Source organism: Rheinheimera salexigens (assembly GCF_001752395.1).
Lineage (GTDB): Bacteria > Pseudomonadota > Gammaproteobacteria > Enterobacterales > Alteromonadaceae > Alishewanella > Alishewanella salexigens.
The window spans coordinates 1,512,609-1,527,536 of record NZ_MKEK01000001.1 but is presented as its reverse complement, the minus strand read 5'-3'; the positions used below and the strand labels follow the sequence as shown (position 1 = coordinate 1,527,536).

The 14,928-nt window shown below is 42.9% G+C and carries 14 protein-coding genes; 10 read left to right on the top strand and 4 right to left on the bottom strand.

Annotated elements, in window-relative coordinates:
• Positions 1 to 19: 19 nt before the first annotated feature.
• Positions 20 to 1,252: a M24 family metallopeptidase gene (locus tag BI198_RS07035; protein WP_070048920.1), complete on the bottom strand. Its 1,233-nt coding sequence runs from the start codon at positions 1,250 to 1,252 to the stop codon at positions 20 to 22.
• A gap of 494 nt (positions 1,253 to 1,746) precedes the next feature.
• On the opposite strand from BI198_RS07035, the gene hisG reads away from it, so the two are divergent.
• The 9 genes from hisG to BI198_RS06990 all read left to right on the top strand — a co-directional run bounded on the left by hisG (position 1,747) and on the right by BI198_RS06990 (position 11,353).
• Positions 1,747 to 2,655, top strand: a complete 909-nt coding sequence (hisG, locus tag BI198_RS07030) for an ATP phosphoribosyltransferase (protein ID WP_070048919.1) — start codon at positions 1,747 to 1,749, stop codon at positions 2,653 to 2,655.
• A 2-nt stretch (positions 2,656 to 2,657) separates the two neighbouring features.
• A complete protein-coding gene (gene hisD, locus BI198_RS07025) occupies positions 2,658 to 4,019 on the top strand; it encodes a histidinol dehydrogenase (RefSeq protein ID WP_235605269.1) in 1,362 nt (453 codons plus the stop codon).
• A gap of 17 nt (positions 4,020 to 4,036) precedes the next feature.
• The gene (gene hisC / locus BI198_RS07020; RefSeq protein WP_070048918.1) at positions 4,037 to 5,128 is read left to right on the top strand and encodes a histidinol-phosphate transaminase; all 1,092 of its coding nucleotides are present in this window, start codon (positions 4,037 to 4,039) and stop codon (positions 5,126 to 5,128) included.
• Positions 5,129 to 6,199: a bifunctional histidinol-phosphatase/imidazoleglycerol-phosphate dehydratase HisB gene (gene hisB, locus BI198_RS07015; protein WP_070048917.1), complete on the top strand. Its 1,071-nt coding sequence runs from the start codon at positions 5,129 to 5,131 to the stop codon at positions 6,197 to 6,199.
• Entirely contained in the window at positions 6,199 to 6,828 is a 630-nt protein-coding gene (hisH, locus tag BI198_RS07010) for an imidazole glycerol phosphate synthase subunit HisH (RefSeq protein ID WP_070048916.1), read from the top strand. Before hisB ends, hisH begins: the two co-directional genes overlap by 1 nt.
• Positions 6,825 to 7,562 (top strand): 1-(5-phosphoribosyl)-5-[(5-phosphoribosylamino)methylideneamino]imidazole-4-carboxamide isomerase, encoded by a 738-nt coding sequence (gene hisA, locus BI198_RS07005; RefSeq protein ID WP_070048915.1) that lies wholly within the window; start codon positions 6,825 to 6,827, stop codon positions 7,560 to 7,562. The genes hisH and hisA overlap by 4 nt, the downstream gene beginning before the upstream one ends.
• On the top strand, positions 7,544 to 8,320 hold the full coding sequence (hisF, locus tag BI198_RS07000) for an imidazole glycerol phosphate synthase subunit HisF (protein WP_070048914.1): 777 nt from the start codon (positions 7,544 to 7,546) through the stop codon (positions 8,318 to 8,320). The genes hisA and hisF overlap by 19 nt, the downstream gene beginning before the upstream one ends.
• Positions 8,321 to 8,392: 72 nt before the next feature.
• A complete protein-coding gene (gene hisIE / locus BI198_RS06995) occupies positions 8,393 to 9,007 on the top strand; it encodes a bifunctional phosphoribosyl-AMP cyclohydrolase/phosphoribosyl-ATP diphosphatase HisIE (RefSeq protein ID WP_070048913.1) in 615 nt (204 codons plus the stop codon).
• 189 nt (positions 9,008 to 9,196) lie between these two features.
• Entirely contained in the window at positions 9,197 to 11,353 is a 2,157-nt protein-coding gene (locus tag BI198_RS06990; protein WP_070048912.1) for a S46 family peptidase, read from the top strand.
• Between the two features lie 93 nt (positions 11,354 to 11,446).
• Here the strand turns inward: BI198_RS06990 and BI198_RS06985 are convergent, their stop codons facing one another.
• Positions 11,447 to 11,872 carry a CBS domain-containing protein gene (locus BI198_RS06985; RefSeq protein WP_070048911.1) on the bottom strand — a complete coding sequence of 142 codons (426 nt, stop codon included), beginning with the start codon at positions 11,870 to 11,872 and terminating at the stop codon, positions 11,447 to 11,449.
• Positions 11,873 to 12,072: 200 nt separating this feature from the next.
• Complete coding sequence (locus BI198_RS06980; RefSeq protein WP_070048910.1) at positions 12,073 to 12,933, bottom strand: EamA family transporter; 861 nt, start codon at positions 12,931 to 12,933, stop codon at positions 12,073 to 12,075.
• Positions 12,934 to 13,084: 151 nt separating this feature from the next.
• Between BI198_RS06980 and BI198_RS06975 the strand changes: the two genes are divergently transcribed.
• Positions 13,085 to 13,786 (top strand): lytic transglycosylase domain-containing protein, encoded by a 702-nt coding sequence (locus tag BI198_RS06975; protein ID WP_070048909.1) that lies wholly within the window; start codon positions 13,085 to 13,087, stop codon positions 13,784 to 13,786.
• Between the two features lie 22 nt (positions 13,787 to 13,808).
• On the opposite strand, the gene BI198_RS06970 is transcribed toward BI198_RS06975, so the two are convergent.
• Entirely contained in the window at positions 13,809 to 14,927 is a 1,119-nt protein-coding gene (locus BI198_RS06970) for a PilT/PilU family type 4a pilus ATPase (protein WP_070050719.1), read from the bottom strand.
• Position 14,928: the final 1 nt, after the last annotated feature.

Here is a 14,928-nt window from a genome sequence, read left to right as displayed (position 1 = left end):
CAGTCTTACTTGATCTAACTTAATCAAGATTGGCAAAAGGCGCATCTATGGCGTGACTCGGCTCAGTAAACCAACGTGGTCCAGAGTCAGTCATATAGAAGTGATCTTCTAACCGAATACCAAACTCGCCGGGCAACACTAACATTGGCTCATTACTAAAACACATGCCTGTCGCTAACGGTAAGGTATTGCCTTCAACCAGATAAGGCCATTCATGGATATCCATACCAATACCATGCCCGGTACGATGTGGTAAGCCTGGTAATTGATAACCCGGACCATAGCCTTGTTGCTCTAAATAGCCTCTTGCTGCCCTATCCACTTCTTGACAAGCAACCCCTATCTTAGCTGCATTAAAAGCGGCAATTTGCGCTGATTTTTCATGCTGCCAAGCATCACGCTGCTTCTGAGTTGCTTCGCCAAAAATGTAACTACGGGTTATATCAGACAAGTAACCATTTAATTTGCAGCCGGTATCAATTAGCACCATTTCATTGTTTTCTAATGCTTTTGGTTTATCAACACCATGCGGAAAAGCCGTATCGGTGCCAAAGAGCACAATACAAAAATACGAACCTTGTTTAGCGCCCACTTTACGATGGGCTTGGTCAATAAACTCGGTGACTTCAGCCGTAGTAATGCCAGGATATAAAATGCTAGCGGTGGCTTGATGTACGGCTAAGGTCATATCCATTGCGCGTTGCATAATGGCTATTTCGGTATCACTTTTGTGCATCCGACAACCGGCAGTAATCGGCTGGGCATTAACAATATCACCGTTGTTGGCTAAAGCTAATTTAATGCCATCGGCTATAAAAAAGGCTGCGCCTTCATCAATAGCGACTTTTAACGTGGTTTTACTTAACTGTTGCTGGATTAATTGCACGCACAGCTGATATGGGTTTTCATGCTCTTGCCAGCCATGTAATGACCCTGCCATTTTAACCATTGGTTTAATAGTGCCAATTTCAAATGCAGGCAGCACATATAATATCTCGCCATTAGCCAGTAATAACGCACACACTAATCGCTCACTGGCATACCAGTTTAAACCAGTAAAATAACTTAAATTAGTGCCCGCATTAAGTAATACCGCATCAACGTTATGTTGCTGCATTAATTCGCAAGCACGAGCAATACGTAGTTGATATTCTGCTACTTCAATAGTTGCTTCACCTGCGGTCATATCGGTTAAGCCAGCTAACGCTTGCTGTTTTGAAACCCCACCAATACCGGCATTTTTTACTGACATTGTTGCTCCTCATTTTTATAGCGTAACGTTTAGACTAATGTATAGAGTAATGATTAGCGTCACTCAGCATTAAATTCCACCGCAGTTTACCAGAAAGAACCATAACGCGCACAATAGCAAGATCAACAATGACTATACAACTTGAGCAATTAACAAGCATTAATTAAGACTAAAATAAAAACAACAGCTTGATTTTTTATATCGACTGAACCCCGCCAAAAGCAAAAACCTATAAAATCAATCAGTTAACTACATTAGCGTTTTCAGATAATTAAAAATAATACTTGTGTTGGTATTAAAAACATTTTAAGTTGTATAGAACGAACTTAGCGATATTGAGTATTATGAAAACTGTATACCACCATCATCATCATAGCGACTAGCCAGCCGATATCTCGGAGGGCTATTGTTTGGCGCTCCGGTGGTACAGTGAATATAAACCCCGAGCTCAGACTCGGGGTTTTTTATTTAAGTTAATGTATTAGGAAAAAAAAATGAATTTAGCAGCAGAACCGAAAAGACTACGTATTGCCATGCAGAAATCTGGCCGTTTATCCATTGAATCTCAAGATTTATTAACTAGCTGCGGTTTAAAAATTAATTTACGTGAACAACGCTTAATTGCCCATGTCGAAAATATGCCTATTGATATTTTGCGCGTTCGTGATGACGATATTCCAGGTTTAGTAATGGATGGCGTGTGTGATTTAGGCATCATTGGCGAAAACGTTTTGGAAGAAGAGTCCCTGCAACGCAAGTTAGATGACGATAGTTTTGATTACACCATATTAGCCCGCTTAGATTTTGGCTCTTGTCGCTTGTCAATTGCGGTGCAGCAAGAAGAAAACTATAGCGGTGTCGCCTCGTTAGAGGGTAAAACCATTGCCACGACCTACCCGCGTTTACTCGGTCGCTATTTAAAACAGCAAGGTGTTAATGCCCGCATTGTTAATTTAAAAGGCTCGGTTGAAGTTGCGCCTCGTGCCGGTTTAGCCGACGCAATTTGTGACTTAGTCTCTACCGGTGCCACGCTGGAAGCTAATGGTTTAAAAGAAGTTGAAGTGATTTATCGCAGTAAAGCGGTATTAATTCAGCGCAAAAATTTAACCGAGCCGCGCCAGTTGAGTTTAATCAATAAACTGATACCAAGAATTTCCGGTGTCATGCGTGCCCACGAAAGTAAATACATCATGCTGCACGCGCCTCGCAATCAATTGGATGCCATTATCGATTTGTTACCGGGTGCTGAAAATCCAACTATTCTGCCCTTAGCCGGAAACGATAACGTCGTGGCGATACATGTTGTCAGTAGTGAAACCCTGTTTTGGGAAACCATGGAGCAATTAAAAGCCTTAGGCGCCAGCTCGATATTAGTGTTACCCATTGAAAAGATGATGGAGTAGCTATGACTGATATGACAGTTATGATGGATATGATGGATATGACAGATAAGACTGTTTTCGATTGGTCAACGTTATCTGCTACCGAACAAGCAGCGGTATTAGCTAGGCCAAAACTGGATGATAGTAGTGATATTCAGCAAACCGTTGCCTCTATTATTGAAACAGTAAGACAGCAAGGCGATACCGCATTAGTCGCGTACAGCCAACAATTTGATGGTTTATCTAATAATGCCTTAGTGCTAAATAAACAACAGCAGCAACAGCGGATAAACGATTTATCTGCGGATAGAAAAGCCGCCATTGATTTAGCCTACGGCAATATCCGGCGCTTTCATGCTGCGCAATTACCGCAGGACATTGAAGTTGAAACCAGTCCTGGCGTGGTTTGCCAATTAAAAAATCGGGCTATTAATGCCGTGGGTTTATATATTCCAGCCGGCACAGCACCATTACCTTCTACGGTATTAATGCTAGGTGTTCCGGCGCAACTAGCTGGCTGTGAACGAGTTGTTATGGTCACCCCTCCAGGCAAAGCAGCGGCTGACGCTATTACGCCTGAGATTGTTTATGCGGCTTTCTTATGTGGTATCACTGAAATTTATACTATTGGCGGTGCCCAAGCTATTGCTGCATTGGCCTATGGCACAGCAACTATAGCTAAAGTAGATAAAATATTTGGCCCAGGTAATCGTTATGTTACCGAAGCAAAACAGCAAGTGAGTCAACAACAGTCTGGCGCCCAAATTGATATGCCAGCAGGCCCTTCTGAGGTGTTAGTGGTTGCTGACAGTGCAGCCAATGCTAGCTTTGTTGCTGCTGATTTATTATCTCAAGCAGAGCACGGCGTTGACTCGCAAGTATTATTAGTCAGCGACAGCGCTGAATTAATACAACAAGTGCAAGTTGAAGTGGCTTTGCAGGTTAGTACTTTACCTCGACAAGCTATCGCTAAAGCTGCTTTGCAACATAGCCGTTATATTTTAACTGCAGATATACAACAAGCTGTGGCGGTAACCAATGCGTACGCACCTGAGCATTTAATTATTCAAACCAATAATGCAGAGCAATTAGCACTGCAATTTACCAGTGCTGCCAGTATTTTTGTTGGTGCTTGGACACCAGAGTCTGCCGGTGATTATGCCAGTGGTACTAACCATGTATTACCGACTTACGGCTATAGCAAAACCTTATCCAGCTTATCGTTAGTCGACTTTTACCGACGTTATACCGTGCAACAGTTAACTAAAACTGGGCTGCGGAATATCGGCCCGGCCATTGTGACATTAGCCCAAGCTGAAGGATTAGATGCCCATGCTGCCGCTGTCAGTAAACGATTAGCCGTTTTAGCGCTTAGCCAAGAATAGAGTGTGAGGAGTCAATAATGAGCGACTTAATTAACGATACAGTCAGTGACTTAGCCCGCAAAAGTGTTAAAGAAATTACCCCTTACGCTTCAGCTCGCCGCAGCATGAGTGGTGGCGCCATTTGGCTTAACGCTAATGAAAATGCCCTTGCAACAGAGTATCAACTTAGCGGTGACTTTAATCGCTATCCTGCTTGTCAACCTGCTGCCCTTATTCAAGTCTATGCGGACTATGCGGGTGTTGATGCTAACCAGGTATTAGTCAGTCGAGGTGCCGATGAGGGCATTGAATTACTAATACGCAGCTTTTGCGAGCCGCAACAAGACAGCATTACTATTTGCCCTCCCACTTATGGCATGTACGCGATCAGCGCCCAAAGCCAGCAAGTTAAAGCGAACATAGTGCCATTAACGACTGATTTTCAATTAGATTTACCGGCCATATTTGATACTAAACCAAAATTAATTTTTATCTGCAGTCCAAATAATCCGACGGGGAATATTATTCCAACAGGCCAAATTATTGCGGTATTAGAGCAGTATAAAAACACTGCTTTGGTAGTGGTTGATGAAGCTTATATTGAGTTTATAGCCCAAACCTCAGTGGCGGGTTTAATTGGCCAATATGCCAATTTGGTGATCTTGCGTACTTTATCTAAAGCTTTTGCTTTAGCCGGATTACGTTGCGGTTTTACTCTGGCTCGAGCCGACGTTATTAACGGCTTAAAACAAATGATTGCCCCCTATCCACTTGCAGAGCCAGTGGCACAAATTGCATGCCAAGCACTTCAGCCTGAAGCCATTAACCGGATGCAACAAAATGTCGCCCTTATAAATAAGCTACGCGATGAATTTATACGCTTTGCAGCAAATTTAGACGGTATTCAGAGGGTTTGGCCTAGTGATGCCAATTTTGTGCTGCTGCAAGTGCAAAACGCCTCTAGCCTTGTTATCGCCCTGCAGCAGCAAGGTATTTTAGTCCGTAACCAATCTAGCCAATTAGGCTTATCCCAAGTGGTAAGAGTCTCTATTGGTAGTGCTACAGAAATGCAGGCACTGCAACAAGCCCTGTTAAACATATTTACCTTAAAATTAGAAGAGAGCATATAAATGAGTGGCCAACCTATTTTATTTATTGACCGCGACGGCACTATGGTTGAAGAGCCGGCGATAGATAAACAGCTGGATAGCTTAGAAAAGCTGGTGTACGAACCCAACCTTGTGCCGGCGTTGCTAAAATTACAAGCCGCCGGTTACAGCCTAGTGATGGTAACTAATCAAGATGGCTTAGGCACCGCTAGTTTTCCGCAAGCAGATTTTAATGCGCCACAACAGAAAATGATGCAGCTGTTAACGTCGCAAGGTATTCACTTTTCTGATGTGCTAATTTGCCCGCACTTCGAGTCAGACAACTGCAGTTGCCGTAAACCCAAGTTAGGCTTAGTTAAAGATTACTTGCAGCAAGGTAAAATTGATTTCACTAACTCTTACGTGATTGGTGATCGAATGACCGATGTGCAACTGGCTGAGAATATGGGACTAAAGTCATTTCTATATCAACGTGAAACCCTAGGCTGGCAAGATATTAGCCAAGCTATTTTAAGCCGTAAGCGCCAAGCTAACGTTACTCGCACTACCCGCGAAACCGACATTAACATTAGCGTAGATTTAGATCGTACTGATAAGTGTCTGTTTAATACCGGCATTGGCTTTTTTGATCACATGCTAGAACAAATTGCCACCCATGGCGGATTCTCGCTGCAAGTTAACGTGGCTGGCGATTTACATATTGATGATCACCACAGTGTTGAGGATACCGCTTTAGCGTTAGGCCAAGCGTTAAAACAAGCCTTGGGCAATAAACGGGGCATTAATCGCTTTGGCTTTGTTTTACCTATGGATGAATGCCGTGCCGAATGCGTGCTGGATTTATCTGGCCGACCTTTATTTAAGTTTGACGCCGATTTAGGCCAAGGCAGTGTTGGCGGGTTAAATTTAGAAATGGTGCCACATTTTTTTCGCTCGTTAAGCGATGCCATGATGATGTCATTACATTTATCCATTAGCCCGGGTAATAAGCACCACATGGTAGAAGGCTTATTTAAAGTGTTTGGTCGCGCGTTTGGCCAAGCCATTAAAGTATCGGGTGATGCCTTACCCAGCACTAAAGGTGTGTTGTAATGGCTGGTTTGAGTAACGTAAGTGGCTTAGTCATTGTTGATACCGGCTGTGCCAATATTAGCTCGGTGTATTTTGCCTGTCAGCGCTTGGGCGTAACAGCAACGGTTAGCCGTGATATTAAAGCCATTAAACAGGCTCAACGCGTTATTTTACCCGGCGTTGGCACGGCTAATAATGCTATGGCGCAACTGCAGCAAGCAGATCTTATTGATACCCTACAACAACTGCAGCAGCCAGTATTAGGTATTTGCTTAGGCATGCAATTACTGACGGAGTCTAGTCAGGAAGGCAATGTTAGCTGCTTAAATTTAATCCCCGGTAAAGTAGCAGCGATGCAAGTCGAAGCTAGCCAAAACAATAAGCTACGGCTGCCGCACATGGGCTGGAACACCTTAAATAACATTCAGCCGCATCCGCTATTAACGGGTTTTACCGAGCAAGACTATGTGTATTTCGTGCATAGCTTTGCACTTGCCGTAAACGATTACACCCTCGCCAGTTGTCACTATGGGTGCGATTTTTCAGCTGTGATAGCTAAAGATAATGTCGCTGGCGCGCAATTCCACCCCGAGCGTTCAGGTAAAGCCGGCGCCCGATTAATTGAAAATTTTTTAAAGTGGCAGTTATGATTATTCCAGCAATAGATTTAATAGACGGCAATGTGGTTAGGCTTTATCAAGGCCAATACGATAACAGCACGCAATACAATGTTGATGCCTTAACCCTACGTAATCAATATGCGACAGCAGGCGCAAGTTGGCTACATTTGGTCGACTTATCGGGGGCCAAAGATGCCCAGCAAAGGCAGATGACATTACTTAGCCAACTGATGACAGCCTCCCCGCTATCTATTCAAGTAGGTGGTGGTATTCGCTGTGAGCAAGATATTATCGATTTACTACAAGCCGGCGCCAGCCGTGTTGTTATTGGTAGCTTAGCTATTCGCGAACCCGTCTTAGTACAGCAATGGTTGCAAAAGTATGGCGGTGAAAAAATTGTGTTAGCACTGGATGTAGCCATTAATGCTCAAGGTGAGAAAACCCTGCCCTCGCACGGCTGGATTGAACAATCATCGATTACTTTAGAGCAGGTTTTAACCGACTATATTGCGGCAGGTGCTCGGCATGTGTTATGTACCGATATCAGTAAAGATGGCACGCTAACAGGGGCAAATGTCAGCTTATATAAAGAGCTTACTGCTGCCTATCCACAAATTCAGTGGCAAGCATCTGGCGGCATTGGTCAACTTAACGATATTAAAGCGCTTCTAGGTAGTGGTGTTGCCGGCGTCATTTTAGGCCGCGCCTTATTAGAAGGGAAATTTAGCGTAAGTGAGGCAATTCAATGTTGGCAAAACGGTTAGTCCCTTGTTTAGACGTTCGAGATGGCAAAGTGGTTAAAGGAGTACAATTTCGTAACCATGAAATTATTGGCGATATTGTGCCTTTAGCCGAGCGTTATGCCGCGGCAGGCGCTGATGAGTTAGTGTTTTATGATATCACCGCCTCTAGCGATAACCGCACTGTAGATAAATCCTGGGTACAACGCATTGCTAAAGTTATTGATATTCCCTTTTGTGTTGCAGGTGGCATAAAAACGGTGGCTGACGCAGCTAAAATTTTAGAAATGGGTGCGGATAAAATTTCTATTAATAGCCCGGCTTTAGCCAACCCAGAACTAATCAGTGAGTTAAGCCAAGCCTTTGGTAAGCAATGCATCGTTGTAGGTATTGATAGCTTTTATGATGTGATCTCAGGCCAATATCAAGTATATCAATTTACCGGAGACGAAAGTCGGACTAAAAAAACCCAATGGCTAACCCGAGACTGGTTAGTAGAAGCACAACAACGGGGTGCAGGTGAAATTGTACTTAACTGCATGAACCAAGATGGTGTACGTGAAGGTTATGATATCGCCCAATTACGTTCGCTGCGTCCACTGTGTAAAGTGCCGCTGATCGCCAGTGGCGGCGCGGGTACTATGCAACACTTTACCGATGTGTTTCAGCAAGCAGATGTGGATGCAGCACTGGCCGCTAGCGTATTCCATAAAGGTATTATTAGTATTGCTGATTTAAAAGCGCAGCTAATTGCTGATGGTATAAGTATTCGGCCTATGTAATCTTTATCAGCTCTAACAAATAATTCACTAAACTAAATACAGTAAATAGAAAACAGATTTAAAAGGCTCACTATGAACACCCAGCAAATAAGCCAACTAAAATGGCCAGAGAATCAATTATTACCGGCAATAGTGCAACACGCTATTTCGGGTAAAGTATTGATGCAAGCTTATATGAACCCAGAAGCGTTAGCCCAAAGCTTAGCAAGCAAAAAAGTGACTTTTTTTAGCCGTAGTAAACAACGTTTATGGTGCAAAGGTGAAAGTTCGGCTAATTTTCTCAATTTAGTTAGCATAACGGCAGATTGTGATGCCGATAGTTTATTAGTATTAGCCCTACCGCAAGGCCCTACTTGCCATCTGGGTAATGAAACCTGCTGGGCAGATGCTGACAAAAACAGTTCACAACTGAGCTTTTTATACCAACTAGAACAAGTCATAAAATCGCGCCAACATGCTGATCCTAACAGTAGCTACACTGCCAGCTTGTTTGCCAGGGGTGTTAAAAGAATGGCGCAAAAAGTGGGTGAAGAAGGCGTTGAAGCTGCATTAGCCGCCACAGTAGGCGATCGTGATGAATTAAAAAACGAAGCCGCTGATTTACTGTTTCACTTGTTAGTGCTGTTGCGTAGTCAAGATTTAGATTTAAATGATGTTATTCAGGTCCTGCAACAGCGGCATAAATAAGCTAATAAGCTGTACTTTAAGATTAAGTTGCATGCTGCACTATCGTTTACCGCTTTGTAATTGTCGAAATTAAAATGTAACAGGGTTTGTCTGCACCTTGACAAGCCCCTGCTCTGGCGTGGACTATAAGCCCGATCTAATGTTGTATTTTTTTATCTTTTATTTTGCATTATTACTAGAAGAGCAACCATGAAAAAAACCATTCTAATGTTGGCCTTAGCCAGCAATTTTGCCCTTGCCGATGAAGGCATGTGGATGCCACAGCAATTACCCGAGATTGCTGATCAATTAAAAACCGCCGGTTTAGCGCTGGATCCAGCCAGTTTAACTAAATTAACTGAATTCCCTATGGCCGCAGTTGTTAGCCTTGGTGGTTGTTCTGCCTCTTTTGTTTCTGATCAAGGCTTAGTGGTGACTAACCATCACTGTGTTTATGGCAGTATTGCTCATAACTCTACACCTGAAAATGATCTATTAACTAATGGTTTTTTAGCCAACAACATTACTGATGAAGTTGCAGCCGCACCAGGTAGCCGGATATTTGTTACTAAAGCCGTGGATAATGTCACCGCTACAGTGATTGACGCTAAAACGGCGAAATTAAGCGGTAAAAAGCGTTTAGATGCTATTGAAGCGAATGAAAAAATCTTAGTGGCTGACTGTGAACAAGATTTAGGCCATCGCTGTACCGTAGCTTCCTATTACGGTGGCTTAGAATTTTATTTAATTAAACAGTTAGAAATTAAAGATGTTCGTTTAGTGCATGCGCCAGCATCAGGTGTAGGTAAATTTGGTGGCGATACCGATAACTGGATGTGGCCACGTCATACTGGCGATTACAGCTTTTATCGTGCCTACGTAAGCCCAGAAGGTAAATCAGCTGACTTTAGTGCCGATAACGTACCCTATAAGCCTGATTACCATTTAAACCTTGCTAGCGATGCGCTAGAAGAAGGTGATTTTGTCATGGCCTTAGGTTACCCAGGCCGGACTAACCGTCATCGTTTACCCAGCGAAGTAAGCGAAACCTTCCAGTGGAGCTACCCAAATACCGTACAGCATTATAAAGATACCTTAGATATTATTGCCCGCGAAACCGCAAACAATAAAGATGCAGAGTTAAAATATGCTAGTCGTAAGGCTGGTTTAAATAACTACATGAAAAACCGTCAAGGCATGTTAGATAGCTTTGCAGATAGCGATTTTTTACAGCGTAAAACGGCTGAACACCAAGCACTTACGCAATGGGTTAATAGCAGCAAAAGCAATAAAAACGCTTACGCTAAAGATTTAGCAGCCATTGAAAAATTACTTAAGCAACGTCAACAACAAAGTCGTGCTGAATATTTACTGGATAATGCCACCCCACGTTTATTAACTCTTAGCCGTGCCTTACACCGTTTAGTGCATGAGAGCACTAAGCCTGATGCCGAGCGTAAAGCGGGTTATCAACAGCGTGACTTACCGCGCTACCAATCTTTTATTGCCGGTATGGAACGTAACTTTGATGTCAACGTTGAAAAAGCCATGGATCTGCATAACCTGACTAAATATGCCAGCCAAAGCAAAAAGCAGCGTAATGCCCAGTTTGATCAGGCTATGGGTATTAAAGATAATATGAACCAACAGCAATTAACTGCGTTAATTGATAGCTGGTATAATGCGACGGGTTTAACTTCTTTAGACAATCGCCAAGCTTTACTGCAAGGTTCAGTAGCTGACTTTAAAGCCAGCGATGACTTTTTTGTTAAAGCCGCTATTGCACTGTATAAAACCGATTTAAAACAAGAAGCCGCAGATGAACAGTTAGCCGGTAAAATTCAACAAGCCTACGCTAACTATATGCAAGCTAAAATTGCCTTTATGCAATCTAAAGGGCAAGCCGTATACCCGGATGCCAATAGTACCCTGCGGGTAACTTACGGTAATGTTAAAGGCCGTGCCCATGGTAATGAAGACGGCAATGCATGGTCACCGTTTACGACTTTACGTGGCATTACAGCTAAAGCCACCGGTGAAGGTGAATTTAATGCGCCGCAAAAGCAACTGGAAGCCATTAAAGCCAAGCAGTTTGGTCAGTATAAAGTGGATAGCTTAAACTCTGTACCGGTCAACTTCTTAGCTACCTTAGATATTACCGGTGGTAACTCTGGTTCAGCAGTCTTAAACGGCAAAGGTGAATTAGTTGGCTTGGCCTTTGACGGCACCTTAGACTCAATCATTTCTGATTGGGATTTTAACAATGACAATACTCGCTCGATACAAGTAGATTCACGTTTTATGTTATGGCAAATGCAGCAGGTTGATAATGCTGATAGCTTATTAAAAGAGCTGAATATTAAGTAATTTAGGACGGGTCACAGGTAAGAAAAAAGCCCTCTATTGAGGGCTTTTTTCTGCTTAGCGGGTTTAATCATTTGGCTTTATATTCAGCCTTAATCAAGCAGACTGTTTAAGCAGCATAGCCGCTAACCGAACAAAATCTGACGAGGTTAAAATACCTTTAATTTTATTGGTTTTATCTACTATTGGTAAACAACCATGCCGATTTGCCACAAAAAATTCTGCAACTTCAAGTAAAGTAGTCGTTGCCAACACACTGGCAAAATCGGTCAGCATAATATCGGCAACCAATTGCTGTTTTTCTTTACGTTCTAATTCAGATGAGCCAAATTGGGCCACTAACGACATCACTTTAGCCACTAACACTTTTTGCGTCAGCATACCCACCAGCTCGCCATTAGTGTCAATCACTGGGATATGCCGAACATTTTTAGTGCGCATTAAATCATGGGCGTCTTTTAAGTTTGCACTACGATCCAGACAAAAAGGATCAGCTGTCATTAAATCAGCAACATGCTTCATTAGGTTTCTCCGTTAGACTCTATTGAAATACATTATATTAACTGACATTATCTTAACTAACATTACCTTAACTCAACACAACATAACCTAAGTATCGCTATTGAGTATTGCAGTAGATCAAAGCTAGGGTCGAATCGAATCTATTAAAGTGTTATCGGCCAATTACAGCCTATACCCGCATTACCAAACCGTTAACTTCACTACTCTGCTTTTGAGGTTATAGCACTGCCTAACGATGCGCAAATAACTAATAATATGGCAAGCCATTGCCAAAAGGTTAATAGTTCGCTAAGGATTAAAAAGCCAGCTAATGCCGCCATAGCCGGCTCCATACTCATTAATACACTAAAGCTTTGTGATGACATATTACGCAATGACACCATTTCTAACGAATACGGTAACGCGCTGGATAAAATACCGACGGCAAACCCCAGCGGAATAACCTCCCAACTTAGTATTGCCATGCCTTGACTAGCAAAACCAATTGGCACTAAAAATAACGCCGCTACCGTCATGCCTAATGCAACGGTAATACCACCTGATGCTTGGCTACCGGTTTTTTTACCAAATAATATATAACCAGCCCAACAGGCACCGGCAGCAAGCGCTAACACGACACCCAGAGGGTCGAGTGCATCTTCACCATGCATATCAGGTAATAATAATAAAATGCCGGCAATGGCTAAGCCTACCCAAATTAAATCCCGTTTTCGTCTAGAACCAATTAACGCCACGGCTAAAGGACCGGTAAATTCTAATGCGACAGCTATACCTAAAGGAATGCGCTCTATGGATAAATAAAACAAAATATTCATGCCACCCAAACAAATTCCATAAAAGGCAATTGCCCGTAAATCTCGCCCTTTTGGCATGGATCGCCACGGCCTAAATATCAGCCATAATACGATAGCGGAAAAACCCAACCTTAATGCTGTTGTGCCTTCAGGGCCAACGATTGGAAATAGTTGTTTGGCAATAGAGGCGCCAGATTGAATAGTTGCCATTGCCAATAGCACACCAGCAAAGGCAATAATAACCGTACGGTTGAATCTTAATGTCATAACGAAATAACTTTCAGAGAAGAGTGAAGCGAGTATCAATTATTTTAGCCCAGACTGGGGCAAAAGGATATTCATTGTATCGCAGCTAGCTTGAGTTCTAACCTTGTTAATGCTTTACTGGCCTTGTTTACCTTATTGAGAAATCATTGAATTGGCAAAATTCTGTTATGTTTATATTACGCTAGTAGCCCTTAGCGTAATACCGCTGCAGCTGTGGGCTAAAGCAGCTGAAAAACCGGTGCATAAGTTATCGCCCTCTACAACGGAGGCGACACCAGCTACACCGACAAGAAAGGTAAATACCGCTGCCCATTTCGCGGTGTACAGTGCAGAAAAAGCCGATGGCAGTGGTTTTTTTTCTGATCGACAGCCGTTAAATATGCGTTACAAAATTCTGCGTTACGATTGCTTTGCGTGCGATCCTAGTTCAAACATTAATTGGTTTACCACGCCTTTATTTATTCGACCCTATAATCAACTTATCAATGCAGCTGCTATTGAGCATAAGCTTGACCCGGCATTAATCCGTGCAGTTATCCATGCTGAATCGGCTTTTAGGCCTAGCGTGATATCAAAAAAAGGCGCAATGGGTTTAATGCAATTAATGCCCAAAACAGCTGAATCATTAGGTGTAACTGATGCCAGTTTACCTGGTCAAAACATTCCAGCTGGCAGCCAGTATTTAGCCGGTTTATTACAGCAATATGAAGGTAATGTAGACTTAGCACTCGCGGCCTATAACGCCGGCAGTACTAATGTAAGAAGATATAAAGGCATTCCACCCTTTGCCGAAACCCAAGCTTATGTAAAACGGGTTAGCATTTTACATAAGCGTTATCAGTCGGCCATTTAGTCGGGCTCTTTTTCAAGGCCCTCTACTCTTTTTCAGACCCCTCTAATGTTACGCCCGATAAGAAACCCGCCCCTTTAGTGTCCCCGCTGCGTAACTTAATCATTAAACGTAAGTCATTTGGCGAGTCAGCATGGTGGATAGCATCGGTATAACTGATGATGGCATTTTGATACATATCAAATAAAGCTTGGTCAAAGGTTTGCATACCTAATTCACGAGACTTACTCATTAGCACTTTAATCTCGCCTATCTCACCCCGTGCGATAAGGGCCGCTACTAAAGGTGAATTAAGCAAAACTTCAATCGCAGCAGTACGGCCTTGACCATCAGACGTAGGTATTAATTGCTGAGCAACGATAGCGCGCAAGTTAAGCGACAAATCAAATAACAACTTTTGGTGCATATCTTTGGGCACCAAATGCATTATCCTATCAATGGCTTGGTTAGCATTATTAGCATGCAGTGTCGCAATACATAAATGCCCGGTTTCAGCAAATGACAACGCATATTCCATGGTATCTTGGCTACGGATTTCACCAATTAAAATAACATCCGGCGCTTGACGTAAAGAGCTTTTAAGTGCCGACCCAAAAGATTCAGTATCAATGCCCACTTCACGCTGAGTCACTATGCTTTTTTGGTGATCGTGAACAAATTCTATTGGGTCTTCAATGGTTAAAATATGGCCCTTGCTATTGCGATTGCGATAACCCAATAAAGCCGCCAAAGACGTTGACTTACCAGTACCTGTACCACCAACAAATAACACTAGGCCGCGTTTAGACATGATAATTTCTTTCATTATCGGTGGTAAGCCTAGTTCATCTACCTCTGGAATACGGGTGATAATGCGTCGCACCACCATGCCAGCACAGTCACGCTGCCAAAATGCCGATACCCGAAACCGGCCTGATTCATTAGCAATAGCAAAGTTGCACTCTTTAGTGCTCATAAATTCTTGCTGTTGCTTATCATTCATTGACGCTAACACTATAGTTAACGAACCCGCATCCGTCAGAGGGGTTTCATCAATCGGTGTCAGCTCGCCATTTATTTTTGCTGCTACCGGCATACCTGCAGTAACAAATAAATCTGACGCTTTCAAGACGACCATTTTGTCTAGATAATCGGTTAATTCCATC

Coding starts and splice junctions, on each gene's coding strand:
- hisB (WP_070048917.1), top strand. CDS start 5,129: ATGAGTGGCCAACCTATTTTATTTATTGACCGCGACGGCACTATGGTT.
- BI198_RS06980 (WP_070048910.1), bottom strand. CDS start 12,933: ATGACATTAAGATTCAACCGTACGGTTATTATTGCCTTTGCTGGTGTG.
- hisD (WP_235605269.1), top strand. CDS start 2,658: ATGACTGATATGACAGTTATGATGGATATGATGGATATGACAGATAAG.
- hisIE (WP_070048913.1), top strand. CDS start 8,393: ATGAACACCCAGCAAATAAGCCAACTAAAATGGCCAGAGAATCAATTA.
- BI198_RS06970 (WP_070050719.1), bottom strand. CDS start 14,927: ATGGAATTAACCGATTATCTAGACAAAATGGTCGTCTTGAAAGCGTCA.
- hisA (WP_070048915.1), top strand. CDS start 6,825: ATGATTATTCCAGCAATAGATTTAATAGACGGCAATGTGGTTAGGCTT.
- BI198_RS06985 (WP_070048911.1), bottom strand. CDS start 11,872: ATGAAGCATGTTGCTGATTTAATGACAGCTGATCCTTTTTGTCTGGAT.
- hisH (WP_070048916.1), top strand. CDS start 6,199: ATGGCTGGTTTGAGTAACGTAAGTGGCTTAGTCATTGTTGATACCGGC.
- hisG (WP_070048919.1), top strand. CDS start 1,747: ATGAATTTAGCAGCAGAACCGAAAAGACTACGTATTGCCATGCAGAAA.
- BI198_RS07035 (WP_070048920.1), bottom strand. CDS start 1,252: ATGTCAGTAAAAAATGCCGGTATTGGTGGGGTTTCAAAACAGCAAGCG.
- hisF (WP_070048914.1), top strand. CDS start 7,544: ATGTTGGCAAAACGGTTAGTCCCTTGTTTAGACGTTCGAGATGGCAAA.
- BI198_RS06990 (WP_070048912.1), top strand. CDS start 9,197: ATGAAAAAAACCATTCTAATGTTGGCCTTAGCCAGCAATTTTGCCCTT.
- hisC (WP_070048918.1), top strand. CDS start 4,037: ATGAGCGACTTAATTAACGATACAGTCAGTGACTTAGCCCGCAAAAGT.